Source organism: Litoreibacter sp. (genome assembly GCF_058136045.1).
The window spans coordinates 1-25,650 of sequence record NZ_JBYVDD010000009.1 but is presented as its reverse complement, the minus strand read 5'-3'; the positions used below and the strand labels follow the sequence as shown (position 1 = coordinate 25,650).

Below are 25,650 nucleotides of genomic sequence, written 5' to 3'. Positions count from 1 at the left end.
GTTGCCCTGTATATGTGCGCTCTTTGCTCAAAGATCAAATGTCGCAAAAACCGGCGCGTGATCAGAGGGTCTTTCCCACCCGCGCACAGAGCGCGCAACGCGTGATGAGTGGCCCGATGCGGCGATGTCAGCCGTGGCCCACATATGATCAAGACGGCGACCTTTGTCAGCCGTGTCCCAATCTTTGGCACGGTAAGACCACCATGAATATAACTTACCATCAGGTATGTCATTGCGGGTCACATCGGACCAACCCCCTGCGTCCATCACATCGTGGAAATGCTCGACCTCAATAGGTGTGTGGCTCACAACCTTAAGCAGCTTTTTATGATCCCAAACGTCATCTTCGCGCGGGGCAATGTTCAGATCACCCACGAGGATAGATTTCTGCGGTTTATCAGCACGAAACGCATCACGCAGCTCTGTCAGATAGTCCAGCTTTTGGCCAAACTTCTCGTTCACTTCACGGTCAGCCACATCGCCACCCGCAGGAATGTAGTGGTTATGGATCGTCACGCCATTCTCCAAACGCCCCGCAATATGGCGCGCATGACCAAGGGAGGCGTAATCCTGCGCACCCGCTTCCTCGATCGGCAGGCGGGAAATAATCGCGACGCCATTATACCCTTTTTGGCCGCGCGCAACCATGTGCGTGTAGCCAAGCGCGTGGAACCCTTCGAGTGGGATTTTATCAACTGGGCTTTTGCATTCCTGCAAGCAAAGCACATCGGGGGCTTCCTCTCGCAGCAGCTTCAAAACCAGCTCCTCGCGCAACCTGACCGAGTTGATATTCCAAGTGGCGAGCGTGAATGACATGTGGCTTCTCCGGTTTGACTTACCCCCAGATTAGTCCGAGGCTGCGCCCAGCACCACAAGGAAACGCCTCATGCCGCTGATTGCCACCAACCGCAACTTCCGCCTGCTTTTTTCGGCCACCGCCGTATCGAACTTGGGCGACGGCATCTCGGCTTTAGCGTTCCCATGGCTTGCCACCCTCATCACCCGTGACCCATTGCTGATTGCCGCCGTGGCAGCGGCAACACGGCTACCGTGGCTTTTATTCTCGCTCCCCGCAGGGGTCATCACCGATCAGATGGACCGGCAGCGCCTGATGGTCGGCGCGGATGTGTTACGCATGATTTTAACGCTTGGGGTTATTGGCCTAATCCTGTCCGCGCCGCCATTTCCCATGGTCGATGGCGCTGCTCAAGCTTTGCCATTGATCGCCAGCCTATGCGCCGCCGCGTTCCTCTTGGGCAGTGCAGAAGTTGTCCGTGACAATGCCGCACAAACGGCCCTACCTTCGGTGGTGAACAAAGATGATCTGGAGCGCGCCAACGGCCAACTCTGGAGTATCGAGCAAATCATGGGGCAGTTCATCGGCCCACCTGTTGCGGGCGTGTTGATCGCGCTGGCAGTTCCAGCGCCATTTGTCGTTGATGCCGCAACCTTTGGCATCGCTGCCTTTCTGGTGTGGCAGATCGCCATGCTCCCTCGTATGCACATCAAACCCACAACTGGGTTTTGGACCCAAATGCGCGAGGGCGTAGATTGGATGCGCACTCAGCCGTTGATCCTGCGTCTGGCCCTTATGCTAGGCGTGCTGAATTTTGTCGTCATGATGAGCGCCACAATGCTAGTGCTTTTGTCACAGGAAATCATGGGGCTAGGGGCCACAGGCCACGGATTCCTTCTAACTGCCGGGGCTGCTGGCGGCGTTCTGGGCGGGATGTTCGGCCCAAAACTGGTCAGCCGGTTTGGCGCACAGAAGTGCGTTCTTGGGGCGTTAGCAACCTTCCCGATACCCTTCATCTTGCTGGCCCTCACTTCAAATGCCTACCTTGCAGGGGCCGCACTTTTCCTAGAAATGGCGGCAGGCATGACATGGAATGTTGTGACCGTTTCGCTACGGCAAAGACTGATCCCCGATGCATTACTTGGCCGCGTCAACTCGATCTATCGGTTCTTTGGATGGGGCTCTATTCCCTTAGGCGCATTGTTTGCAGGCCTCATGGTATCGACACTAGAGCACCCACTGGGACGCGAAACCGCGCTTCGTATGCCCTATGTTTTCGGGGCATTTGTCTGCATCGGCCTTGCGATTTACGGCACTGCACGTTTACGGCTGCCTAACCGTTAAAATCCCTCCAGTGCTTCAAGCATCGCCTTTTGGAAGAGGTTTGGATCTTCGATCTGCGGAATATGCCCAAGCCCCGGCAAAACCATCAGACGGCTTCCCTCAATCGCCCCCTTAAGCCATTCCCCCTGATGCAATGGCGTGGCTGTGTCTTCCGCACCCCAGATTATCGCGACTGGTAATTTCAGGTCAGCGTAGCTCGCGGGATTAATGCTCATCGCCCCGTCAGGAGCCGTCAACAAAGTAGGAAGCCATTGCGCAATCCGCCGCGTTGTGCCGATTTGGGTTAACGGCCGCTTCAACACCTCAACGTATTGTGCGGTGGCCCGCTCTTTTTTATGCAGGAACATCGCCAAAAGTCGGCGCAGCAGCAACGGGTTGGTGACTGTGGCGGACACCGCAACCTCCCGCACCCATTGAGAACGAAGCGGCCAAATCAAGGGTTTTACCTGATCGCCAACGCCGATTGCGCCATCAACAATGATCGCACTTTGAAACTGCTCGGGGTGGCGCATCAGCGCCTCCATTGCGGGGCCTGCGCCGAATGAATGGGCCAAAAGAACGGGGCGCTTCCCAATGCTTTCGGTCACGGCAACGATGCGTTCTGATTGCCGGATACGGCCATAATCGCCCTCTGGATCTTCATCTGAAAACCCCATAGGCGCCAAATCCATCGCAATTGCGCGGTAGCCATTGGCCGCAAGCGCCTCCGAGGTTTCGGACCAAAACCCAGCCCAGCCGACAGAGCCGTGAATCAACAAAACAGGCATCCCGTCAACTGGCCCGCGCTCATCCACGTAAACCTGTCCCAAGCGTGTGTTTATTAACCGCCCCTCAGTCGGAAGCGCCAGATTGCGAGGTTCCACCTCGCGCCAATTTGCAGCCATACGAAAGGCCAGCAGCATAACCACAAGAGCGACAACTAGCGCTGCAATCAGTATCAAAGTTCTACGCACCATAGCCGGACTCTAACGATCACAGATACGGGCATGCCACAAAAAAACGCCCGGGCATTTGCCCGGGCCAGTCCAACAGGGAGAATACCGCAACATTACCCCGTTGCGGTCAGGGGAACTTGATTGAGGTCAAGCCTCAGACATTCAACTTATAGCCGCCTGATTCGGTCACAAGAAGGCGCGCATTTGACGGATCTGGTTCTATTTTTTGACGAAGCCGGTAAATATGTGTCTCCAATGTGTGCGTCGTAACACCTGCATTGTATCCCCAAACCTCGTGAAGCAGCACGTCACGCGCAACAACACCATCGGTCGAGCGATAGAGAAACTTCAAAATATTCGTCTCTTTCTCGGTCAGGCGAACCTTCTTCTCGTCATCAGTAATCAACATCTTCATCGCAGGTTTGAAGGTATATGGCCCTAGCTGAAAAACCGCATCCTCGGATTGTTCATGCTGACGCAGTTGCGCCCGGATACGCGCCAAAAGAACAGGGAATTTAAACGGCTTAGACACGTAGTCATTAGCACCCGCATCAAGCCCCAAGATAGTATCAGCATCGCTGTCATGGCCCGTCAGCATCACAACCGGGCATTTCACACCCTGTTTACGCATTAGGCGGCACAGTTCGCGGCCATCAGTATCGGGCAATCCAACATCCAAAACCACAAGATCGTAGATCGCCTCTTTGGCTTTTTGCATTGCGTCGGCGCCGTTGCCCGCTTCGAATACATCGAAATCTTCAGTCATGATCAATTGCTCAGATAGCGCTTCACGCAGGTCGTCGTCATCGTCTACCAACAAGATTTTCTTTAGCGTTGCCATTTTCACTGTCCTCTTCCGTTGTGCCTAAGATGTGGGTTGTTCCCAAAAGAAACAACTCACGGCCCCGTTATTCACGGGCTCGTGTCGCGAAACAGGGATTTGTTTCAACTTTCGTCAATCTGGCGTAGAAAGACGCTGAATTTGTTACAAGACCGAGTTGCATGACACTAGCACCTGACACAATTGAACTAACTGCCCGCGCCCGCGCCGACCTTCGAATGGGCGTGCCCGTTATCATTGGGCACTCATTAGTACTTGCTGCCGAGACTCTGAGCAAGGCACGCTTAAACGCCTTGCAGGTTGCAGCGATGCCCCTCGTTTTGGCAATCAGTGAATGGCGCGCGCAAACACTAAAAGCGCGGGTTTATGACGGCGACCTTGCGAGGATCCTCGTTCCTAGTGATGCCCCTGCAAGCTGGGTCATGGCCATTGCAGACCCCGCCGATGATTTAAACGCTCCGCTGAAAGGCCCTTTGCAAGCGCTCCGTGATGGCGATGCAACGGATGCCCGTGTTGCCATCCAACTTGCAAAATCAGCGCGCCTTCTCCCTGCCGTGTTGATTTGCAATCTAGATGATCCCACACAATACGCCGCCAAAAACAATCTGACATTGCTCGACACGAAGGCTTTGGGGCAGAGTTTCAACTCTCCTAGCCCCCTTCACCCATTGGTTAGCGCCCGCCTTCCTCTGGAAGTCAGTGAGGCCGGAAAACTGCACGTTTTCCGACCAGAAGATGGCGGAGAGGAGCACTACGCGATTGAAATTGGCCAGCCATCACGCTCCAAGCCGGTTCTGACCCGGTTGCACTCCGCCTGCTTTACCGGTGACCTTCTAGGATCTCTTAAATGCGACTGCGGGCCCCAGCTTCGTGGAGCGCTGGCGCAAATGGGGGCCGAGGGGCATGGCATCCTGCTCTACCTCAACCAAGAAGGTCGCGGCATTGGGTTGGCAAACAAGATGCGTGCCTATTCCCTGCAAGATCAAGGATTTGATACTGTCGAAGCCAACCACCGCCTTGGGTTTGAGGACGACGAGCGCGACTTTCGGATTGGCGCAGAAATTTTGCAAACGATGGGGTTCAGCAAAGTTCGACTGCTAACGAATAACCCCGCGAAAATCGCAATGCTTGAAGCCAATGGGTTAGACGTAGTCGAACGTGTCCCGCTGAAAGTCGGCGAAACACATCACAATAAAGAGTATCTCGCCACGAAGGCCGCCAAATCAGGGCACCTTCTGTGACGCCTCATGATTTGGTGGTCTCCCGCTGGGGGACACGGTTCATGGGGCGCAAATTTCCATGCAGCATCGGTAAGGGTGGCCTCTCTTCGCAAAAATGCGAAGGCGACGGCGCAACCCCAACAGGCACGCACCGTATCGTCGGGATGCTGTATCGCGCCGACCGGATGACGAAGCCCACTGACTGGGCCACTCCGATTGGCCCTCGGGACCTTTGGTCTGACGCATCCGATGACCCGCGCTACAATCACTTGGTTCAGGCCCCCTACGCCCCCAGCCATGAAGCACTTCGCCGCGCGGACCCGCTCTATAACCTCATCATACTTACGGATTGGAACTGGCCAACATCAGTCCCCGAGAAGGGGTCTGCCATCTTCATTCATCGCTGGCGAAAGCCCCGACATCCAACAGAAGGCTGTGTTGCCTTCTGTGCCGCGGACTTGCTGTGGGTTGCACAGCGGTTGGAGAAAAATAGCCGCGTAATTATCAGCCTTTAGCAGCAGGAACACGGTCGCCAAAAATTGCAGACCCAACCCTTATATAGGTTGCCCCTTGCGCTATCGCCTTCTCAAAATCATCACTCATTCCCATACTTAGCTCTGATAACCCATTACGCTTAGCAAGCTTGGCGAGCAGCGAAAAATGCAAGGCCGGTTCCTCATCAACGGGGGGAATACACATCAAGCCAATGACCGGAAGCTTCAACGCACGGCACTCCGCAACGAAGCTGTCCAGATCACCTAATGCGACGCCTGCTTTCTGCTCTTCTCCACCAGTATTTACCTGGATAAACAGCTTTGGACAGTGGCCCAGCTCGTCACGCAAAGTCGCAAGGCGGGATGCCAGCTTTTTTCGATCAAGTGTGTGGATAACGTCAAACAGTGCCATCGCTTGGCGTGTTTTGTTCGTTTGCAAAGGCCCAAGAAGGTGCACCTCAATACCCGCAAACCGAGCCTTGAAATCAGGCCACTTCCCTGCAGCTTCTTGTACTTTATTTTCACCAAATACGCGGTGGCCCTGCTCAAGAACGGCCTCGACGCGGCTATTGGGCTGGACTTTGGACACTGCAATAAGACGGGTGCTGCCAACGGCGCGGCCCACACGCGCTTCCTCAGCGGAGATACGGCTTTGAATATCGGTCAGCGACATAAGTAGGCTCCTTTTCTGGGCTCACACCTATCCACCACAAGACCGCACAAAAGAAAAGAGCGGGCCAAAGCCCGCTCTTTCCGAAACTTAATGTTGGGGGTTAAGCTTAGAAGCTCAGACCAAGACCCAAGGAAGCTGTTTTAGTAGAAGCGCCTGCGCCAACTTTGCCGGAACCGTAACCGAAGTGCACAACTGCACCGCCGCCAAGGTCGTAAGCTGCTGCAAGGCCGTAACCTTTTGCGTCAGCTGCTGGCAGAACGCCGGAGTATTTGCCGTAGTTGGCGTGAACCGAGAACGCACCAGTTGTGTAGCCAAGGCCAACACCGATGTGCTTGTCAGCTGCCGCGTTAGTGAAGTCTGTGTAAACGATGCCAGCGGACAGGCCGTTAGCCAAAGTTGCGGACACGGACAAACCAGTTGCTTTTACGTCAGGTGTTACGCCAGCGCCGTCAGCTGCGCGCTGGTGACCGATACCGAAGTTAACAGTCGTGCCGGACAGGTCCAAAGAGTATTTGAAACCGATGGCGTAACCGATACCAGTGTTAACAACGGAAGAACCGTTGTCATCTTCCAAGGACACTGCAACGCCGAACGCGCCGGAGGTGTAATCCCAACGCAGGATTTGACCGTCGTTAGCGCCGTCAAGGTAGGCACCAAGGTAGCCAGCGTGGGTAGTTTCGTCATCAGCGATGGAACCGGGGTTGCCCACGTTACCAGCTTCAGTCAAAGCCCAATCCAAAGCGCCGTCTGTGTCGCCCATCGTTACGGTGCCGAAGCCGCCGGAGATGAAGATCGTTGCGCCGCCATCGTCAGAGTTGTTGCCGGTTGCGCCGGAAACACCAGTTACTGCGGAACCGTCAGCTTCGTCCAGATCAACAGATGCGCCGAAAGTCAGGCCATTGTCTGTTTCGCCGGACATAGTGAATGTCACGTCGATGTCGGTGAAGAACTCAACGCCACGGCCTACGATGCCTTGGTCATAGATACCCATTTCGGCACGGCCGGACAGAGCAACGTCAGCGGCAGCTGCGCCACCAAAAGCGACCAATGCAGTGGATGCAAAGAGAATTTTTTTCATCGTTTTCCCTCGAGAATTTAAATTAGGTGCACCTCAATTCAGGGAATCCGAACTGAGTCCTAGACTGTTTGTGATTTAAAACCCGGCAGTTCAAGCTAACGTGAGGCCACTAGAGGTCAAACCAAACGAATTGATGCAACAGAGCCACACTCGCCAAGCCAGCCTATATCTCTGGGACAGGTATTCTATCTTGTTTGAACGCCCGACCTCCGATAAGACATTCAAAACAACAGGCGAGAGCAATTTCACCATGGCGAGCACCCGAATCTTACGATGGACAGCAACCTGCGCACTTGTCGTAGCGCTTTCCGCATGTGGCGGAAAAAGCATTTTTGGCTCTGGCAAAAACCAGCGCCGCGAGAATGACGCCAACGGCTTCTCTCGCGACTATGATAGCGCGGCACGCTCCCACGCTGTCAAAAAAGGCAGCAAGATAGGCGATTTGTTTCGCAACAATGACGACCCGAACGTCACTCTGAAGGTGAACAAGTACCTTTGGAAAGCCTCGCTGGACGTGTTGAACTTCATGCCCGTTGAAGCCGCAGACCCGTTCACTGGCACGATCGCGCTAGGATATGGTCGCCCGCAAGGCGGCGGACGCGCTTACCGCGCTACTATATACATTACCGATCCAGCACTTGATGCACGCTCATTGCGCGTATCCCTGCAAGGCTCCGGTGGTCGTGCTGTCTCGACCGAAACGGCCCGTGCCATTGAGGACGCCATTCTTACCCGCGCCCGCCAGCTTCGTATCGCAGACGGCAAACTCTAGCCTCTAGACCCTGCGCAGTTGCACCAGTATGACCAACGCCGGGCCGCAACGCCCGGCGCTTTTCGTTTTAAGGAAGATCAAATGTCTCGCTACAATGCCCGCACCGTGGAACCCAAATGGCAAAAAGCTTGGGATGACGCGCAAACCTTCCTAGCCACGCGCGACGATAGCAAAGACAAATACTACGTCCTCGAGATGTTCCCCTACCCGTCAGGTCGCATCCATATCGGGCATGTGCGCAACTACACAATGGGCGACGTGATCGCGCGCTATAAGTCATCGTGCGGCTTTAGTGTATTGCACCCAATGGGTTGGGATGCCTTCGGGATGCCCGCTGAAAATGCCGCAATGAAGCAAGGCGGACACCCCAAGGACTGGACCTATGGCAACATCGCCACGATGCGCGAGCAGATGAAACCGCTGGGCCTTAGCATCGACTGGACCCGCGAATTCGCCACCTGTGATCCTGAATACTATGGCCAACAGCAGGCACTGTTCCTCGACATGATGGATAAAGGCCTCGTCTACCGCAAGAATGCTACCGTGAACTGGGACCCGGTTGATATGACCGTTCTGGCCAATGAGCAGGTTATTGACGGCAAGGGCTGGCGGTCCGACGCACCAGTAGAGCGCCGCGATCTAACGCAATGGTTCTTCAAAATCTCCGACATGGCCGAGGATCTTCTGGCCGATTTGGACGGGCTTGATAACTGGCCCGACAAAGTAAAGCTGATGCAAGCCAACTGGATCGGCAAATCGCGCGGGTTGCAATTTGGATTCGAGCGCACGGACGGCGGCGATCCGATCGAAGTCTACACCACGCGCCCCGACACGTTGATGGGCGCTTCCTTTGTAGGGGTTTCCCCCGATCACCCGATTTCCAAAGCACTAGAGGCCGACAATCCTGAACTGGCCGCCTTCAATGCCGAGATCCGTAAAACTGGCACCACTGAAGAAGCATTAGAGAAGGCCGAGAAGCGCGGCTTTGATACTGGCCTTAAGGTCAAACACCCGCTGAACCCCGATTGGGAGCTGCCCGTCTGGGTCGCCAACTTCATTTTGATGGATTACGGTACTGGTGCGATTTTTGCCTGCCCAGCCCATGACCAGCGTGATTTGGACTTCTGCCGCAAATATGATTTGCCCGTCAAAGACACCTTCTTGGCGCTAGACAACCCAACACCTGTTGAAAACGAAGCCTTCGTGCCGTTGAAAACCGAGAAAGTACAATTCCTCGATCACTTCGCAGGCTTGGATATCGCAACAGGCGAAGATGCCACCAACACCACAATTGATTTTGCCGAAAAGGCTGGCTGGGGCAAAGGCGTCACCAAATTCCGCCTGCGTGACTGGGGCCTGTCGCGCCAGCGCTATTGGGGCTGCCCAATCCCGATCGTGCATTGCGACGATTGCGGCATTGTCTCCGAGAAGAAAGAGAACCTGCCGGTTGAGCTGCCTTATGATGTCAACTTTGACATCCCCGGCAACCCGCTGGATCGCCACCCCACTTGGCGCAACACGCCTTGCCCATCATGTGGCAAAGCCGCGACGCGCGAAACCGACACCATGGATACTTTCGTGGACAGCTCTTGGTATTACGCCCGCTTCACCGCGCCGCGCGCCAATACGCCAACCGATACGGCGGATGCTGCATATTGGATGAATGTCGACCAGTATATCGGCGGTATCGAGCACGCCATTTTGCACCTGCTCTACTCGCGCTTCTTTGCGCGCGCGATGCACGAAACCGGCCACCTGCCTGCCACGGCCACCGAGCCATTTGACGCATTGTTCACTCAAGGCATGGTTACGCACGCGATCTATCAAACCCGCGATGACAAAGACCGCCCCGTCTATCACCTGCCCGAAGATGTGGACGAGGCAAACGCCACCCTGCGCGCAACTGGCGAAGCTGTCGAAGTCATCCCGTCTGCCAAAATGTCCAAATCCAAGCTGAACGTGGTCGATCCGGTGGATATCATCGACCAATACGGCGCAGATACTGCGCGCTGGTTCGTGCTCTCTGATAGCCCGCCAGAACGTGACGTGGAATGGACTGCCTCTGGCGCCGAAGCCTCGTGGAAATTCTTGGGCCGCGTCTGGCGCTTGGCCGCCGAGTTGGGCGATGGCGACGATACTGACAAAGACCTAGAGCGCGCCAGCGCTGTCGCCACCCATGAGGTCACGCTGGGCATCGAGACCTTCGGGTTCAACAAATCCGTGGCCAAGCTCTATGAGTTTGCCAATGCGATCTCCAAATCCAAAGCTGGACCGGGCGCAAAACGCAAAGCCGTCAAGGTCTTGGCGCAACTGATGTCGCCCATGACCCCGCACCTGTCGGAAGAAATCTGGGCGCATTTGGGCGGGACAGGCCTGATTGCTACCGCACCATGGCCTACAGCCGATAAGGCCCTATTGGTGCAAGACACCATCACCATGCCGATCCAGATCAACGGTAAACGCCGTGGTGAAATCGAAGTATCCGCCAAAGCCTCGATGGAAGAGGTTGAAAAACTAGCGCTGGCCCATGATGCTGTCATCAAGGCTCTGGAGGGTCGCGAGCCTAAGAAACTCATCGTTGTGCCGGGACGGATCGTCAATGTCGTTGTTTAACCGCCGCTTTTTACTGCTCAGCCTGCCAGCACTCGCGGCTTGCGGATTCGAGCCTGTCTACGGCACAGACGGCAGCGCAGAAGGTTTGCGCGGCTCTATCATTGTAGACGCCCCGACAACGCGCAACAGCTTTGACCTTGTGGCGCATCTGGAAGAACGCCTCGGCCGCCCCCAAGCCCCCGCCTATGCCATGTCTGTGACATTGAGCGTAGAGGAAAAAGGGCTCGCAATTTCAGGCTCCAACGATATCACACGCTATAATGTACTGGGCAAAGCCGTCTACGCGTTGCGCGACCTTGAAACCGGAAAACAGGTCTACAAAGGTGTAGTCGATACATTCACCGCCTATTCCGCCTCGACACAACCTGTCTCAACCTTAACCGCAGAGCGTGACGCCAAGTCCCGCCTGATGCGTGCGCTCGCCAATAAGATCACTTCTGATCTGCTGATTAATTCTGGCAAGCTCAAATGAAACTGGCCCCAAAAGACGCTCGTGCGTTCTTTGCCAAACCTGACCCAACACGCACAGGGCTGCTGATTTATGGCCCCGACGCAATGCGCATCGCGATACGCCGTCAAGAAGTTATCGCGGCCCTTGTTGGCCCCAAAGGCGATGAAGAAATGCGGCTGACCCGCATTCCCGCGTCTGAGTTGCGTAAAGACCCTGCAATGTTGCTGGACGCTATCAAGGCGCAAGGTTTCTTTCCCGGCGCGCGCGTGGCTTTTGTCGAGAACGCCACTGATACCGTCGCCAAAGCCATCGACGCTGCCGTCAAAGAATGGCGCCAAGGCGACGCGACAATCCTTGTCACCGCCAATCAGTTAACGCCCCGCTCCGCACTGCGAAAACTGTTCGAGGGGCATAACAACTCCTATGCTGCTGCCATCTATGCCGACCCGCCGGGTCGCGACGAGATCGAAGCAGAGCTGCGCAAAGCAGGCATAACTGACATCCCCCCCGACGCCATGGGGGATTTGATGGATCTGGGCCGCATTCTAGAGCCGGGTGACTTTCGCCAAACTGTCGAGAAGCTTTCTCTCTATAAGTACGGCGACACCGCCCCTGTAACACCTGAAGACATCGCCAATTGTGCCCCCGCCACATCTGAGGCATCTTTGGACGATGCGCTCGACATTGTGGCCGAGGGGCAATTTCAAAAAATCGGACCGATCTTAATGAAGCTGGAAGCGCAAGGCGTTGCGGCTGTTCGTCTGTGCATTGGCGCCACGCAGCATTTCCGTAAGTTGCATGTTGCAGCCAGTGATCCTAATGGCCCTGACGCAGGACTAGCGCGTGCCCGTCCGCCAGTTCCCTACATGCGCAAAGACCGAATGGCACGGCAAGCAGGCAGTTGGGGTGTTTACAGGCTTGAGCAAGCGTTGCGGCTGTTGACAGATACAGACCTACAGCTACGCTCTGCCAGTACAGCCCCGCAAATGGCCCTTATGGAGCGTGCAATGATCCGCCTCGCCATGATGAACCGCCGCTAAAGGAAAATGCCCATGTATACATTAATCGGAGTCAATCAGACCCGTGCTTTTCGGGTCAAATGGGCCCTAGAAGAACTTGGGCTGACCTATACCCAAGTTCCTGCCACACCGCACTCACCAGAGATGTATGAGCATAACCCTACCGGTAAGGTTCCCGCACTTCTTGATGATGGGGCAACCTTGACCGACAGTGTCGCAATCGTCACTTATCTGGCCGATAAACATGGTGGATTGACGTTTAAGGCAGGGACCCTCGGGCGGGCGCGGCAAGATGGCTTTACCCACATGATACTCGATGAATTTGACAGCGCCCTATGGACCGCCGCACGTCACACTTTTGTGCTGCCAAAAGACAAACGCATCCCGGAAATTAAAGAGACCCTAAAGTGGGAATTTGCCAGATCGCAAGCTGCCTTGGTCGCACAGATGGGCGATGGGCCATTCTTGATGGGTGAAGACCTGACTCTACCAGATATTTTCCTTGGCCATTGTCTAGACTGGGCTAATGCTGCCAAATTTGAGATATCCGAGCCACGTTTGGTAGACTACCTTGCGACCTTGCACACGCGGCCCGCCTACATTGCCGCACGCACGGATTAGCGCTAAAATCAGCGTAGCATCTCTACAAACTTCCCGCATAATTCGCGGCTTTTTGGCCAGCCCAGCGCCCCGTCGCAAGGCATCCGGTGATCAAATAACCACCAGTCGGGGCCTCCCAATCCAGCATTTCGCCAGCGGCAAACACACCGGGGCGTGCCCGTAGCATTAAATTCCGGTCCAAGGCGTCCTGCGCTATCCCGCCCGCAGTGGAAATCGCCTCATCTATCGGTCGCGGTCCTTTATGGGGCACAGGCATCGCTTTGATCAGCACAGCCATCGCGCCAGACGCTTGTGGCAAAGGCCGCGCAAATTCCTGCAACAACGCCATTTTTACTGGCCCCAATTTCAGATTCTTACGCAAGTGGTTTGACCAACTTGCCTTACCACGCCTACGAAGCAACCGTTTCTCGATTTCTTCAACACTAAAGTCAGGCAGCAAATCCAACGTCAGCCTTGCGCCGTCACGAACTGCACCCGAGACCGCGTAAATTCCGCCGCCTTCCAACCCACGCGAAGAGATCACCGCTTCACCCCGAACTGGGGTCTCACCCGCACAAAATGCAATGTTTTTCAAAGGCGCGCCCAAATAAGGGTCCATGTGATCCGACCACTCGACAACAAACCCCATGTTTGCAGGCTTAAATAGCGCTAAATCAGCCGCCTCAAACTGCGCGGCCCACGCCCCGTCCGAGCCAAGTCTGCGCCACGATGCGCCGCCCATCGCAAGGACAGTGACGCGTGGTGTTAGCTCTACAGCCCCTTCAGGCGTGTCAAAGCCGCTAGCGTCCCCGTTCCAACCAGTCCAACGCCAACGGGTCTGGAACTTAACACCCTTACCGTTCAATCGCACCATCCAAGCCCGAAACAAAGGCGACGATTTCATCGCTTTGGGGAACACCCGCCCACTTGATCCCGTGAAGATATTTTGCCCAAGGTCTTCCGCCCAAGCCATCACCTCAACCGGGCCAAATTTACTTAACGCAGGCATCAACCACGGGGCTTTAAACGCCCCCCAAAAGACCTCTTCCGGCTCGTCTTTGGTCAGGTTTAGGCCGGATTTACCAGCCATCAAAAACTTGCGCCCAACCGAGGGTTTCTGGTCTACAACCGTCACTGACAAGCCAGCATCTACCAGCATTTCCGCCGCCATCAGGCCCGCAGGCCCAGCTCCGATTACCAGTGCATCACTCATTTGGGCATCCCGCCTTTTATCTCGATCACGCGATGTGGATAAGGAATTTGGATGCCGTTATCTCGTAGCGCATTCCAGATAATGAACAGCACATCGGAGGTGTACTTATGCCGCCCGTCATCAATGCCATTCACCCAGAACTCAACCGAGAAATCTATGCCGCTGTCACCAAACCCACGCAACTCACAGTCCGCTGGATAGGGCTTCAACAAAACATCGGGGTGCGCCTGCACAGCGGCCTCTACGATGGCGGGGACTGTGTTAATATCCGTGTCATATGAGACCGAAAATTCGGCCTCATACCGATTTGCAGACCCTTGATCAGAGTAATTAATAACGCGCGTAACGATGAAGTCTTCATTGGGCACCACGATCCAGCGGCCATCAAAGGTTTCCAAGAAAATAGCCCGCGCTGTCATTTTGACGATTGTGCCCGCTTCGCCGCCATCCAACTCTACAAAGTCACCGACAGTGGCTTGTCCCTCCAGCAGCAAAATCACGCCGGAGATAAAATTTGACGCAATCTTTTGCAGCCCGAACCCAAGGCCAACACCAATCGCACCACCCAAAACCGCGAGGCTGCCAAGACTGACGCCCATGATGTTCATCAGCAGCAAGAAGGCGACGCCGAAAATTGCTATTTCGGCTGCTTTCACCGCCAATTGACGCGTCGCCGGGCGTAACTCTTCTTGCTTACCGATCATTGCCGCGCTCTGGTCATTCGACCATCGCCCAAGCCAGAACAAAAGCGCACCTGCAATCACACCGCGCACCAGCGCCATCAGTGAGAACGAGATATTACCGATGCTCACGCGGAACTCGGTCAGCGCCAAGGTCGCAACATCCAAAAGCCCCAATGCGTACAAAGCTGCGACGGGGATCAAAATGAACTTCCCAAGTAATTTCAGGAATGGGTCTGAAATGATCTGCTTGACCAAAATACGTGCCGCGAGAAACAAGAACACCCGCTTACCAAAGGCAATCACTGCACCACTGTCGAAGATTGACCGGACGACTTGCTCGCCCATTGCCGTGAATAAATAGGCCAAAAGCGGCAACATCAGCGGCAAGAACTGCAACACAAAACGCCGCGCGGTAGCCACCAAACCCTCTGCGCCATCCGCAGGAGTTAGAAGCTTCACCAGCACAGTGTTAATGCGCCGGTTAAGATACCAAGCAATCGCAAACGCCACGACCAAAAGCCCGAATTGCGACCAAGCCGCAGCACTGGTCAGCCAGCTAAGGGCCAAATCCATGCCCTGCTCGCCATAGCCAAGCATCTTTTCAACAAACGGATTGCTTTCCATGGTAATCGCCCTTGGTCATTCTAAAATACCAGCCGACTTCTAGTCGTTCGTGCCTTACAAAGAAAGCCCGCGCGTTGGGTCAATTCAGCCAAGCATAGCCTTGATCGCTGCTGCATGTTCAGGCGTGGCCGTGATCACATCATCAGCCAGTGTTTTGGCAACATCCAAAAGTTGGGGCGCATCCACAATCCGGTCAACCAGCCCCCAGCCCAGCGCCTCTTGCGCCTCTACCTTTTGCCCGGTCATCAAAATCATCTTGGCCCGTGATGGACCGATCAACTTTACAAGCCTATCAGGGTCAGAAGGCTGCGGCAGAAAGCCAAGTTTCATCACCGGATAAAAGAACTTCGCCGTTGGCACGCAAATGCGCAAATCGCACGCCAGCGCCATGCCCATAGCCCCCCCTGCTAACGTCCCGTTTAGCGCGGCGATGCTAAGACCAGGAAATTCAGCTATAGCAGTGGACAGCCGCTCCCATATCGGATCAACCGCCAGACCTTCCTTAACCGCCTCCAAATCCGCACCTGCGCTGAAAACCTTTCCCTCGCCAGTCAAAATAATCGCCTGCGCTTCGCCTGCGGCGGCCTCCACCGCAATCGCCAAATCCTTCAACATGCGTCGCGTCAGCGAGTTGGCTTTTTCTGGTCGGTTAATGGTGATGACCCAAATGGCGTCGCCCTTGCTCACCTCAATCATTTCCCAACCCCTATGCGCTTGCGGATATCTTCATCACGCAGAGAGATTTCTTCGCCCAGAAACTCATCCGCATCCGCGCCGCACATCCACAACAAAGCCTTCGCGGGCCAGTCGGCGGGAATATGCACGGATGGGTCCATCTCGCTCACCGGATTAATACCGCTGGCCTTGATCGTGACCTGCATTTGCGTGGCCACGGTTCCCGGCGACAGCCCCATCACGCGGATACCTGCCTCGCCATGCTCGTGGTGGATGCAGCGCGTCAGCATTGCAGCCCCAGCCTTAGACGCGCAATACGCGCTCCACCCCTCCAACGGACCATGCGCCGCGCCGGAGCTTATATTCAAAATACTGCCGCTACCTTGGCCTGCCATAACTGGCAGAACGGCACGAACACCGTAATAGACACCCTTCAAATTCACGTCGATCAGCTCGCTCCACGCATCAGGCTCACTGTCTTCTAGCCGTGAAATAGGGTCTATCAAGCCTGCATTATTCACTAGAATGTCGATACGTCCGGTTTGCGCCAACGCAACCTCAACGGCCTTCTCCCAGTCTTCAAAACAAGCCACATCGCACGGGCAAACAATGGCCTGCGCGCCGATCTCGGCGGCCAGAACTTCCAGATCGCGTGTGCTGCGTGCCAAAAGCACCACATCCGCGCCTGCTTGTGCAAAAATGCGCGCAGTTTGTGCCCCGATACCCCGGCTTGCGCCCGTGATCAGCGCCGTCTTCCCTGTGAGATTGACCATGAAACCCTCCAGTCGTGTGCGGCCATCTGACCCGTGGCGCGCAGCAGTTGCAAGGGCTGCTTGCGCATGTTGCCTTGCATGAGGACGCGCATGAGACTACCTGCAAGCACACAAAGCGCCGGAGCCGCCAATGTCCCAAGACCTTTCCGCCCTCACCGACCGACTGTTGCAAGCCGCCCGCAAAGCCGGTGCTGACACCGCCGATGCCTTGGCCGTTGACGGCACATCCGTGTCCATCGACGTGTTAGACGGCAAGTTGGAGCATGCCGAGCGCTCCGAAGGGATCGACATCGGGTTGCGCGTGATGATCGGACAACAGCAGGCCATCGTCTCCTCGTCGCTATTTGACGACACGACACTCGCCACCATGGCAGAGCGCGCCGTTGCCATGGCTATGGAAGCCCCTGAAGACCCCTACATCGGCCTCGCCGACGCCACACAACTGGCCCGAAACTGGGACGCCGAAGCACTGGAACTTTTTGATACCACCCCAGAACCAGCCGCCGCGGAACTGGAAGAGGACGCCAAACGCGCCGAGGCGGCCGCCCTGTCCCATGACGGAATATCTCAGGTACAATCCGCCTCTGCCGGATACGGGCAGCGTCGCATCCATCTGACAACATCCAACGGATTTTCAGGCGGCTACCAAAGGTCCAGCCGTAGTACGTCCTGTGTTGCGATTGCCGGCGAAGGCACCGACATGGAGCGCGATTACTTTGGCGAAAGTCGCATTTTTCAAGATGACCTGCCAAGCCCCGATAGCATTGGGCATAAGGCTGCGAAGCGCACTTTGGAGCGGGTCGGTGCGCGCAGACCTAAAACCGGCGCTTATCCGGTTATCTTTGACGAACGCATCGCGTCTTCGTTGATCGGTCATCTTTTGGCCGCCTCCAATGGGGCGATGATTGCACGCGGCTCGTCTTGGCTGATGGATAAGCTTGGCGCGCAAGTTCTGCCTAAAGGTCTGTCTATTACCGAGAACCCGCACCGCGTTCGCATCCCCGGATCGCGCCCGTTTGATGGCGAAGGGCTGGCCACCGCGCCGCGCGACATCGTGCGTGACGGGGTATTGCAGGGTTGGACGCTGGACCTTGCAACCGCACGCAAACTTGGCATGCAAAGCACTGCCTCCGCCGCGCGTGGCACATCTGGGCCGCCCGGCCCCTCCGTGTCTAACATTGCCCTTACCCAAGGCGAAAAGACACTTACCGACCTGATGGCCCAGATGGGAACCGGCCTTTGGATTACCTCGATGATTGGTTCGACGATTAACCCCAACAATGGTGATTATTCTCGCGGGGCCTCCGGCATATGGATCGAGAACGGCGAGCCGCAATACGCAATCAATGAATGCACCGTTGCGGGCAACCTGCTGGACATGCTGGCACGCATCGAGCCTGCCAACGATGCCCGCCCGCATTTGTCGCGCGAAGTGCCTAGCCTTTTGGTAGAAGGGTTGACCCTTGCCGGTGACTGATGACCTTCAACTGTTGATCGACGCAGCCCACGCCAGTGGCGACATTGCGCGACATTTCTTCAATGCCTCGCCCGAGGTTTGGGACAAGGCCGACAACGCTGGTCCCGTCACCGAGGCCGATCTGGCCATCGACAAGATGTTGAGCGCGGAGCTTCTTGGCGCGCGCAAAGATTACGGCTGGCTGTCTGAGGAAACCGAGGATGATGCCGCTCGTCTGTCCCATGACCGCGTGTTCATCATCGATCCCATCGACGGCACCCGCTCTTTTATCGCGGGCGAGCAGCATTTCTCCCACTCACTGGCCATCGCTGAAAACGGCCAGATCACCGCCGCCGTGGTCTATGTTCCGATGATGGATCTGCTCTATACCGCCACATCAACCACATGCTCGACCTTGAATGGTGCTGCGATTTCAACCTCAAGCCGGTGCACTTTGGACGGGGCAACCGTGCTCGCTGCCAAGCCAAATTTCAAACCAGAATACTGGGCTGGCGACGTGCCACCCGTGCAACGCAAGTTTCGCCCGTCACTCGCATATCGTCTATGTTTGGTGGCCCAAGGCCGCTACGATTCGATGCTAACCCTGCGTGATTGTTGGGAATGGGACATCGCGGCGGGCGAGTTAATCGTGCGCCAAGCCGGAGGGCACGTCACCGACCGCCAAAACGCGGCATTAGCGTTCAACAGCCCGCACCCCAAAACCAAAGGCTGTCACGCGGCTGGGCCAGATATGCACAAAGCCCTGCAATCTTGCCTGCGTCAGCCAGACCCACAATAACCCTCTGTCGCATTGCGAGCCCATCCCCTATTATAGCGGGCAACAGATATAAAAAACCGGAGCACTCCAATGACCCAACGCTTGCACCTCGTCTTTGGCGGCGAACTTATTGACCCATCTAAGAATGCATTCAAAGACGTCTCGGACATCCACATTGTTGGCATGTTTCCAGACTACGAAGGCGCCTATAACGCATGGAAATCCGCAGCCCAGCGCACCGTAGATAACGCTCATATGCGGTACTTCATTGCACACATCCACCGCCTGCGCGACGAATCCGCCGAAGCATCCGCCACCGAAGAGCTGGGCAACTAAGCCCGCCCGCGCCCTCCCGTTATGGCGTTCTCGCCCATTCTGGCGCTCTACTTAGCGGCTTCGCGCTGGATGGTTCCGCTTGCCAACCGCACGCTGGCTTCACGCTTGAGTGAGGGCAAAGAGGACCCCGCCCGTATCGACGAGCGGCGCGGGGTTGCCTCGCAGCCCCGCCCGTATGGCGAATTGGTTTGGTTTCATGCAGCCTCTGTTGGTGAATCGCTGTCTCTTCTCGACCTGATTGAAAGCCTCATCGACGAACGACCAGACCTCAACGTCTTGATCACCACCGGCACCCGCAGTTCCGCCGACCTGCTGGAGGCCCGGCTCCCGGATCAAACGATCCACCAATTTGTGCCGCTGGATGCCCGCCCCTTCATAGTTAAGTTCCTCGATCATTGGCAGCCGGATGTGGCCATTTGGACGGAAAGCGAGCTGTGGCCGACGTTAATATCCGAGACCCACAAGCGCGGCATTGCGATGATTTCGCTCAATACCCGCATGTCAAAGGCCTCCTATAAAAAGTGGCGTTGGGCACACGGCGCGGCGCGGGCATTGCTTGGTAAATTTAGCCTATTCCTCACCCAAGACCGCATAACCGCAAAGCATCTACGCAGGCTTGGTGCACCTCACGCACGTATCCGCGTAAATGGCTCACTAAAAGAAAGCAGCGGTGCCTTGCCACATGACGAGGACGAGCGCGCCGCGATATCGCTTGCTCTGGAAACACGCCCGGTCTGGCTTGCCGCATCGACCCACTCCGGCGAAGACGAAATGGTCGCAGAGGCCCAGCGTATTGCCCGCCGGACCGCCCCGCGATTACTGCTGATCATCGCCCCCCGTCACCCTGAGCGCGCACCCGACATTTCCGCGATGCTGCGCAAATCAGGGTGGCGCGTCGGAATGCGCTCTGAGGGGGTGCAACCCGACGCTATCGTTGACATCTACATCGCTGATACACTGGGCGAGATGGGGCTTTGGTATCGCCTTGCACCGCTAAGTTTTCTTGGCGGATCTCTGGTCGAAATTGGCGGGCATAACCCATATGAGCCTGCCTCCCTTGGCTCCGCCATCTTGCACGGGCCCTATGTGGATAATGCCAAAGATATCTACACTCTTCTTGATGATGCGGACGCTGCGCGGCAAGTAACGGACGCACGCCACCTTGGAGAAGCGGTCATTGAATTACTAGAACCTCACCGTTCTGCGGCTATGGCCCACGCCGCTTGGGAGGTCACCAGCCAAGGTGCGCAGGCCGCTGAGACCGCCTTCATTGAGATCATCGCTGCGTTGGATCTCAACGCGGGGGGAAGCTGATGCAACCTCCTCGTTTCTGGCACCAACCCCCCGGGATTTTGTCAACATTGCTGTCACCTTTGGGTGCACTATACGCCGTCGGAACAGCACAGAGATTGGCGCGCGGCAACGCTTTGAAACTTGAGGTTCCGGTCATTTGCGTCGGCAATATCAACGCAGGCGGGACTGGTAAAACACCCACCGTAATTGCCCTTGTGCAGCGCTTACTGGACATGGGCCAAACGCCCCATATTATATCGCGCGGCTATGGCGGATCAGTCACCACGGCGGTGCAGGTGGATGAACGTAGTCACAAAGCAAGCGATGTCGGCGATGAGCCGTTATTGCTTGCAGCCTTCGCACCAACATGGGTATCGCCTGACCGCGCTGAGGGCGCACGTTTGGCCGTTCTCGCAGGTGCCAGCGTCATCGTGCTGGACGATGGCTTCCAAAATCCGGGGCTGCACAAAGATATCTCCATCGTGGTCGTCGATGCGGCACGTGGCTTTGGCAACGGTAAGGTCTTGCCATCAGGACCGCTTCGCGAACCTGTAGCGGTCGGCCTGCATCGCGCCGATTTTCTCCTGAGCATTGGTCCGCGTAAAGCTCAGCAACACTTCATACACTCTATTGAAACCCCGCCATGCCCTCACATCACTGGCCATTTGCAACCCTTGCAAACCGGCATGGATTGGCAAGATGCCCGCGTGCTGGCTTTTGCCGGCATCGGCCATCCGCAGAAATTCTTTGCCACGGTTCAAGAGTTAGGCGCTGAGATTGTGAAGTCAGAGGCGTTGGAGGATCATCAGCCCTTGTCGCAGGCCCTCATGACTCGGCTGGAAAGCGAAGCCATGCTCCTTGGGGCGCAACTGGTCACAACGGAAAAAGATGCAACCCGACTACCCGACGCGTTTCGGGCTAAGGTTCTGGCAGTCCCGGTACGGTTGGAAATAGATGATTGGCCCAAATTGGACGCAGCGCTGACTGAAATTTTTCCTTTCGGACCACTTCTCAAGTAAGAACGCCGCTACGCAAAAGGCAGCGGCGCTCTCATTACAGTCAAGGGAAGTACTTGCTAGGCAACGTCGAATTGCAGCAATTTTACTTGTTGGAACATGCCGGTATCTTCAAGTTTTTTCAATGTTGCAGCGGCAACCGGACTATCAACATAAAGCAGCGCTATCGCACCGTCCCCAGCGCCTTGGCGGCCAAGGGTGAAGTTCGCAATATTCACGCCGTTTTCACCCATAGTTTGACCCAAAGTGCCGATGATGCCCGGCACATCTTTGTTGGTGGTATAGACCATGTGTTGTCCGATTTCGGCGTCGATATTGATGCCTTTGATCTGGATAAAACGTGGTTTACCATCAGAGAATACTGTCCCCGCAATAGAGCGCTCACGCTTGTCTGTCACCACGTTGATCTTGATGTAGCCGTCGAAAACGCCGGATTTATCCTGCGTTGTGGTCGAGATTTTAACGCCACGTTCTTTGGCAATAACCGGGGCGGACACCATGTTCACGTCAGGGTTTGTGGCCTGCATAATGCCCGCAATGCCAGCACAATTCAGCGCCTCTAAGTTCATCAGGGAGACGTTACCATTGTAGGTGATTTGAATTTCCTTGAGCGCCTCATCGGTCATTTGACCAATGAAAGAGCCAAGGTGTTCGGCTAATTTTACCCATGGTCCCATAACCTTAGCCTCTTCGGCGGTCACGGACGGCATATTCAGCGCGTTGGAGACTGCGCCAGTCAAAAGGTAGTCGGACATCTGCTCGGCCACTTGCAGCGCGACGTTTTCTTGCGCCTCCGTGGTGGCCGCACCTAGGTGTGGCGTGACGACGACATTGGGCAAGTTGAACAGAGGGCTGTCTATAGCAGGCTCTACCTCGAACACATCAAATGCGGCACCAGCAACTTTTCCTGCCTTCAAGGCGTCGGCCAACGCGGCCTCGTCCACCAAACCCCCACGGGCGCAGTTGATGATGCGCACGCCGGGTTTCATTTTGGCGATGCTTTCTGCAGAGATCATGCCGCGCGTTTTATCCGTGGCAGGGACGTGTAAAGTGATGAAGTCGGCACGCTCTAGCAGCTCGTCCAGCTCTACCTTGGTGACGTTCAATTTGGCGGCGCGTTCCTCGGATAAGAAGGGGTCATATGCGATGACTTTCATGCGCAAACCAACACCGCGTTCGCACACGATACCACCGATGTTACCTGCACCGATAACACCGAGCGTTTTACCGGTGAGTTCCACACCCATGAATTTGGATTTCTCCCATTTACCAGCGTGGGTAGAGGCGGAGGCTTCGGGGATTTGACGGGCCACAGCAAACATCATTGCGATGGCATGTTCCGCAGTGGTGATCATGTTGCCGAATGGGGTGTTCATCACGATGATCCCCTTCTTGGAGGCTGCGGGAATGTCGACGTTATCGACCCCGATGCCTGCGCGCCCGATGACCTTAAGATTGGTCGCGGCAGCGATCAGTTTCTCGGTTGCCTTGGAGGCGGAGCGGATGGCGAGGCCATCATATTGATCAATGATCGAGAGCAGCTTTTCCTTGTCTTTGCCAAGGGTGGGCATGAAGTCCACGTCGATGCCACGGTCACGGAAAATCTGGACGGCAGTTTCAGACAATTTGTCGGATACGAGTACTTTGGGGGCCATGATGGGCGCTCCTTAGATTTTGTACGCTGGGTACATGATGTACGGAATTGTGGTAATTTTGGTTTAAGCCGATATCTCGGTCACGAACGCCCAAGCAAGCCATGGAAGCATTGCCTTGATGTCGGTGGTCTCGACCGTGGCACCGCACCAGATGCGAAGGCCTGCCGGTGCGTCACGGTAGGCACCAATATCAAGCGCGACGCTCTCGGCCTCGAGGCGTTTGGCGATGGCTTTGGCAAACGCCGGCCCGTCGGTGATACGCGCGTCGGAGAACTTCAGGCACACAGATGTGTTCGACCGGGTGGCCGGATCAGTGGCAAGAAAATCGATCCAATCATTGGCCTCGACGAAGTTTGTAATGGCTGCCGTGTTGGCATCTGCACGGGCGATGAGGCCTTTTAGGCCGCCCTCGGATTTCGCCCAGTCGAGAGCATAAAGATAGTCTTCAACGCAAAGCATCGAGGGAGTGTTGATTGTCGCACCAGTAAAGATGCCGTCGATCAGCTTGCCGCCCTTGGTGAGTCGGAAGATTTTTGGCAGAGGCCAAGCGGGGGTATAGGATTCGAGACGTTCAACCGCACGCGGCGACAAGATCAAAATACCGTGGCCACCTTCGCCGCCCAGCACTTTTTGCCAGCTAAAGGTTGTGGCGTCCAAGCGATCCCATGGAAGGTCCATTGCGAAAGCTGCCGAGGTTGCATCACACAGTGTCAAACCATCACGTTGCGCAGGAATAGAGTCCTTTGAAGGAACACGAACACCCGATGTAGTACCGTTCCAAGTAAAGCAAACATCATTGTCAAAGTTCACATCAGCGAAGTTAACGATCTCGCCGTAGTCGGCGGTTGTGATCTTTGCTTCGATCTTTAACTGCTTGACCACATCTGTGACCCAGCCGGAGCCGAAGGACTCCCATGCGAGCATCTCGACCGGACGCTCACCAAGCAAATTCCACATAGCCATCTCGTAGGCGCCAGTATCAGAGGCAGGCACGATGGCTATTTTGTAGTCGGCGGGGATGCCAAGCACGTCGCGGGTAATTTCGATCGCATCTTTCAGCTTGGCCTTGCCAACAGCGGCACGGTGCGAGCGCCCCAGGGGCGCGTCAGCCAGCTTATCAAGCGAAAATGTGGGGGGTTTGGCGCAGGGGCCGGAAGAAAAACGCGGGTTCGTCGGCCGTGTGGCCGGTTGTGTCGTGGTCATAATATCTATCCTTACAGATAATTGCCTCTCGTTGGGGAGAGGTGTCCCACTGGCGCTGATACGGGAGGCGTGGGGCTTTCACAACAGTCAAAACGACGCTATAGCGCCGCTTGAGTGATTATTTACGGCACTTTTCTCTATGATTGGAAACCTGAACCAATGTTTGTTGTTACTCTTCTTTGCGCCCCCACCAATCCAAAGCTGGACCTAGAGCTTCCTGTATCACTGCGAAATGCATGGGGTGGCGGTGATGTGGTTTGGCTGATGCCCGATGTTGCGGCGGAATTTACCTTAGCAAAGCAGCCAGACAATTTCGACATGGTGTGGAGTGACTGCCAGGCGATGGGCATTGATTTAGTGATTCAACCCGCTGAGGGTCAGCGCAAGAAGATGCTGTTGGCGGATATGGACAGCACCATGATCCAGCAGGAATGCATTGATGAGCTGGCCGATGAGGCCGGTGTGGGGGCCCGCGTAGCGGATATTACGGCACGGGCGATGAATGGTGAGCTGGATTTCAACGCAGCTTTGACAGAGCGCGTTGAATTGTTAAAGGGACTAGATCAGGGTGTAATAGACACTGTTTTGGCCAATAGGATCACCTATATGCCTGGCGGTAAAGCGTTGGTTTCGACAATGAAAGCCAACGGCGGGTATGCGGCGTTGGTGTCGGGTGGTTTCACTGCGTTTACCGCGTCGGTTTCCGCTGAGTTGGGCTTTGACGAGAACCGTGCGAACACGCTGTTGGTTGAGAACGGTAAGTTAACAGGTAAGGTCAGAATGCCCATCCTTGGCCGCGAAGCAAAGGTAGAGGCGCTGGAGCAGATTACCACGAAGTTGGAAATTTCTGAGGCTGATGTTCTTGCCGTCGGTGATGGCGCCAATGATCTGGGCATGCTGCAACGCGCAGGCGCAGGCATCGCACTGCACGCGAAACCAACAGTGCAGGCGCAGGCTAAAATTCAGGTTAACCATGGCAATTTGACGGCCCTATTGTTTTTGCAGGGCTATAGCGTGGATGAATTCGCCTAGCATCCATTTGAAACAAAGTCTTTCTCGTCGACAGGGCATCATCATCACTGCGGCCGCTATAGCCAAGTTGTTGCCAG

Annotated in this window: 25 protein-coding genes; 14 read left to right on the top strand and 11 right to left on the bottom strand. The window is 55.7% G+C overall.

What is annotated here, in order from left to right; translation table 11 throughout:
• Positions 1 to 27 precede the first annotated feature (27 nt).
• A complete protein-coding gene (locus tag AC3Y7R_RS14840; RefSeq protein WP_490042848.1) occupies positions 28 to 816 on the bottom strand; it encodes an exodeoxyribonuclease III in 789 nt (262 codons plus the stop codon).
• Between the two features lie 70 nt (positions 817 to 886).
• On the opposite strand from AC3Y7R_RS14840, the gene AC3Y7R_RS14835 reads away from it, so the two are divergent.
• The gene (locus tag AC3Y7R_RS14835) at positions 887 to 2,140 is read left to right on the top strand and encodes an MFS transporter (protein WP_490042847.1); all 1,254 of its coding nucleotides are present in this window, start codon (positions 887 to 889) and stop codon (positions 2,138 to 2,140) included.
• Here the strand turns inward: AC3Y7R_RS14835 and AC3Y7R_RS14830 are convergent.
• Together AC3Y7R_RS14830 and AC3Y7R_RS14825 are read right to left on the bottom strand one after the other, a co-directional pair.
• Positions 2,137 to 3,096, bottom strand: coding sequence for an alpha/beta fold hydrolase (locus tag AC3Y7R_RS14830; protein ID WP_490042846.1), 960 nt, complete (start codon positions 3,094 to 3,096; stop codon positions 2,137 to 2,139). The two genes, AC3Y7R_RS14835 and AC3Y7R_RS14830, sit on opposite strands and share 4 nt — an antisense overlap.
• A 133-nt stretch (positions 3,097 to 3,229) precedes the next feature.
• Positions 3,230 to 3,916 carry a response regulator transcription factor gene (locus AC3Y7R_RS14825; protein ID WP_490042845.1) on the bottom strand — a complete coding sequence of 229 codons (687 nt, stop codon included), beginning with the start codon at positions 3,914 to 3,916 and terminating at the stop codon, positions 3,230 to 3,232.
• Between the two features lie 161 nt (positions 3,917 to 4,077).
• Here AC3Y7R_RS14825 and ribA point away from each other — a divergent pair, with 161 nt between their 5' ends.
• Together ribA and AC3Y7R_RS14815 are read left to right on the top strand one after the other, a co-directional pair.
• The gene (gene ribA / locus AC3Y7R_RS14820; RefSeq protein ID WP_490042844.1) at positions 4,078 to 5,157 is read left to right on the top strand and encodes a GTP cyclohydrolase II; all 1,080 of its coding nucleotides are present in this window, start codon (positions 4,078 to 4,080) and stop codon (positions 5,155 to 5,157) included.
• 41 nt (positions 5,158 to 5,198) lie between these two features.
• Positions 5,199 to 5,651 carry a L,D-transpeptidase family protein gene (locus AC3Y7R_RS14815; protein ID WP_490042843.1) on the top strand — a complete coding sequence of 151 codons (453 nt, stop codon included), beginning with the start codon at positions 5,199 to 5,201 and terminating at the stop codon, positions 5,649 to 5,651.
• Here the strand turns inward: AC3Y7R_RS14815 and AC3Y7R_RS14810 are convergent.
• Both AC3Y7R_RS14810 and AC3Y7R_RS14805 read right to left on the bottom strand, forming a co-directional pair.
• Entirely contained in the window at positions 5,641 to 6,303 is a 663-nt protein-coding gene (locus AC3Y7R_RS14810; protein WP_490042842.1) for a YggS family pyridoxal phosphate-dependent enzyme, read from the bottom strand. The genes AC3Y7R_RS14815 and AC3Y7R_RS14810 overlap by 11 nt on opposite strands.
• 106 nt (positions 6,304 to 6,409) lie before the next feature.
• Complete coding sequence (locus AC3Y7R_RS14805) at positions 6,410 to 7,381, bottom strand: porin (RefSeq protein WP_490042841.1); 972 nt, start codon at positions 7,379 to 7,381, stop codon at positions 6,410 to 6,412.
• A gap of 250 nt (positions 7,382 to 7,631) precedes the next feature.
• Between AC3Y7R_RS14805 and AC3Y7R_RS14800 the strand changes: the two genes are divergently transcribed.
• From AC3Y7R_RS14800 to AC3Y7R_RS14780, 5 genes are all read left to right on the top strand, one after another.
• A complete protein-coding gene (locus tag AC3Y7R_RS14800) occupies positions 7,632 to 8,153 on the top strand; it encodes a DUF3576 domain-containing protein (protein ID WP_490042840.1) in 522 nt (173 codons plus the stop codon).
• Positions 8,154 to 8,234: 81 nt separating this feature from the next.
• On the top strand, positions 8,235 to 10,766 hold the full coding sequence (leuS, locus tag AC3Y7R_RS14795; protein ID WP_490042839.1) for a leucine--tRNA ligase: 2,532 nt from the start codon (positions 8,235 to 8,237) through the stop codon (positions 10,764 to 10,766).
• Positions 10,753 to 11,238 (top strand): LPS assembly lipoprotein LptE, encoded by a 486-nt coding sequence (gene lptE, locus AC3Y7R_RS14790; RefSeq protein WP_490042838.1) that lies wholly within the window; start codon positions 10,753 to 10,755, stop codon positions 11,236 to 11,238. The genes leuS and lptE overlap by 14 nt, the downstream gene beginning before the upstream one ends.
• Entirely contained in the window at positions 11,235 to 12,257 is a 1,023-nt protein-coding gene (gene holA / locus AC3Y7R_RS14785) for a DNA polymerase III subunit delta (RefSeq protein WP_490042837.1), read from the top strand. Before lptE ends, holA begins: the two co-directional genes overlap by 4 nt.
• Before the next feature lie 12 nt (positions 12,258 to 12,269).
• Positions 12,270 to 12,857, top strand: coding sequence for a glutathione S-transferase family protein (locus AC3Y7R_RS14780; RefSeq protein ID WP_490042836.1), 588 nt, complete (start codon positions 12,270 to 12,272; stop codon positions 12,855 to 12,857).
• Positions 12,858 to 12,879: 22 nt separating this feature from the next.
• On the opposite strand, the gene AC3Y7R_RS14775 is transcribed toward AC3Y7R_RS14780, so the two are convergent.
• From AC3Y7R_RS14775 to AC3Y7R_RS14760, 4 genes are all read right to left on the bottom strand, one after another.
• Positions 12,880 to 14,049 carry a TIGR03862 family flavoprotein gene (locus AC3Y7R_RS14775; RefSeq protein ID WP_490042835.1) on the bottom strand — a complete coding sequence of 390 codons (1,170 nt, stop codon included), beginning with the start codon at positions 14,047 to 14,049 and terminating at the stop codon, positions 12,880 to 12,882.
• Positions 14,046 to 15,356, bottom strand: a complete 1,311-nt coding sequence (locus AC3Y7R_RS14770; RefSeq protein WP_490042834.1) for a mechanosensitive ion channel family protein — start codon at positions 15,354 to 15,356, stop codon at positions 14,046 to 14,048. The genes AC3Y7R_RS14775 and AC3Y7R_RS14770 overlap by 4 nt, the downstream gene beginning before the upstream one ends.
• 84 nt (positions 15,357 to 15,440) lie before the next feature.
• Entirely contained in the window at positions 15,441 to 16,052 is a 612-nt protein-coding gene (locus AC3Y7R_RS14765) for an enoyl-CoA hydratase/isomerase family protein (RefSeq protein WP_490042833.1), read from the bottom strand.
• Positions 16,049 to 16,804 carry an SDR family oxidoreductase gene (locus tag AC3Y7R_RS14760; protein ID WP_490042832.1) on the bottom strand — a complete coding sequence of 252 codons (756 nt, stop codon included), beginning with the start codon at positions 16,802 to 16,804 and terminating at the stop codon, positions 16,049 to 16,051. Before AC3Y7R_RS14760 ends, AC3Y7R_RS14765 begins: the two co-directional genes overlap by 4 nt.
• 130 nt (positions 16,805 to 16,934) lie before the next feature.
• Between AC3Y7R_RS14760 and AC3Y7R_RS14755 the strand changes: the two genes are divergently transcribed.
• The 5 genes from AC3Y7R_RS14755 (at position 16,935) to lpxK (ending at position 21,686) form a co-directional block, all read left to right on the top strand.
• Positions 16,935 to 18,281, top strand: coding sequence for a TldD/PmbA family protein (locus AC3Y7R_RS14755; RefSeq protein ID WP_490042831.1), 1,347 nt, complete (start codon positions 16,935 to 16,937; stop codon positions 18,279 to 18,281).
• Positions 18,274 to 19,059: a 3'(2'),5'-bisphosphate nucleotidase CysQ gene (locus AC3Y7R_RS14750; RefSeq protein ID WP_490042891.1), complete on the top strand. Its 786-nt coding sequence runs from the start codon at positions 18,274 to 18,276 to the stop codon at positions 19,057 to 19,059. The genes AC3Y7R_RS14755 and AC3Y7R_RS14750 overlap by 8 nt, the downstream gene beginning before the upstream one ends.
• Positions 19,060 to 19,128: 69 nt before the next feature.
• Positions 19,129 to 19,374 carry a DUF4170 domain-containing protein gene (locus AC3Y7R_RS14745; RefSeq protein ID WP_490042830.1) on the top strand — a complete coding sequence of 82 codons (246 nt, stop codon included), beginning with the start codon at positions 19,129 to 19,131 and terminating at the stop codon, positions 19,372 to 19,374.
• Positions 19,375 to 19,395: 21 nt separating this feature from the next.
• The gene (locus tag AC3Y7R_RS14740; protein WP_490042829.1) at positions 19,396 to 20,688 is read left to right on the top strand and encodes a 3-deoxy-D-manno-octulosonic acid transferase; all 1,293 of its coding nucleotides are present in this window, start codon (positions 19,396 to 19,398) and stop codon (positions 20,686 to 20,688) included.
• Complete coding sequence (lpxK, locus tag AC3Y7R_RS14735; protein ID WP_490042828.1) at positions 20,688 to 21,686, top strand: tetraacyldisaccharide 4'-kinase; 999 nt, start codon at positions 20,688 to 20,690, stop codon at positions 21,684 to 21,686. Before AC3Y7R_RS14740 ends, lpxK begins: the two co-directional genes overlap by 1 nt.
• Positions 21,687 to 21,742: 56 nt before the next feature.
• Here the strand turns inward: lpxK and serA are convergent, their stop codons facing one another.
• Positions 21,743 to 23,338: a phosphoglycerate dehydrogenase gene (gene serA, locus AC3Y7R_RS14730; protein ID WP_490042827.1), complete on the bottom strand. Its 1,596-nt coding sequence runs from the start codon at positions 23,336 to 23,338 to the stop codon at positions 21,743 to 21,745.
• Between the two features lie 63 nt (positions 23,339 to 23,401).
• Positions 23,402 to 24,541: a phosphoserine transaminase gene (locus tag AC3Y7R_RS14725; RefSeq protein ID WP_490042826.1), complete on the bottom strand. Its 1,140-nt coding sequence runs from the start codon at positions 24,539 to 24,541 to the stop codon at positions 23,402 to 23,404.
• Between the two features lie 159 nt (positions 24,542 to 24,700).
• Between AC3Y7R_RS14725 and serB the strand changes: the two genes are divergently transcribed.
• The gene (gene serB, locus AC3Y7R_RS14720) at positions 24,701 to 25,573 is read left to right on the top strand and encodes a phosphoserine phosphatase SerB (protein WP_490042825.1); all 873 of its coding nucleotides are present in this window, start codon (positions 24,701 to 24,703) and stop codon (positions 25,571 to 25,573) included.
• Positions 25,574 to 25,650: the final 77 nt, after the last annotated feature.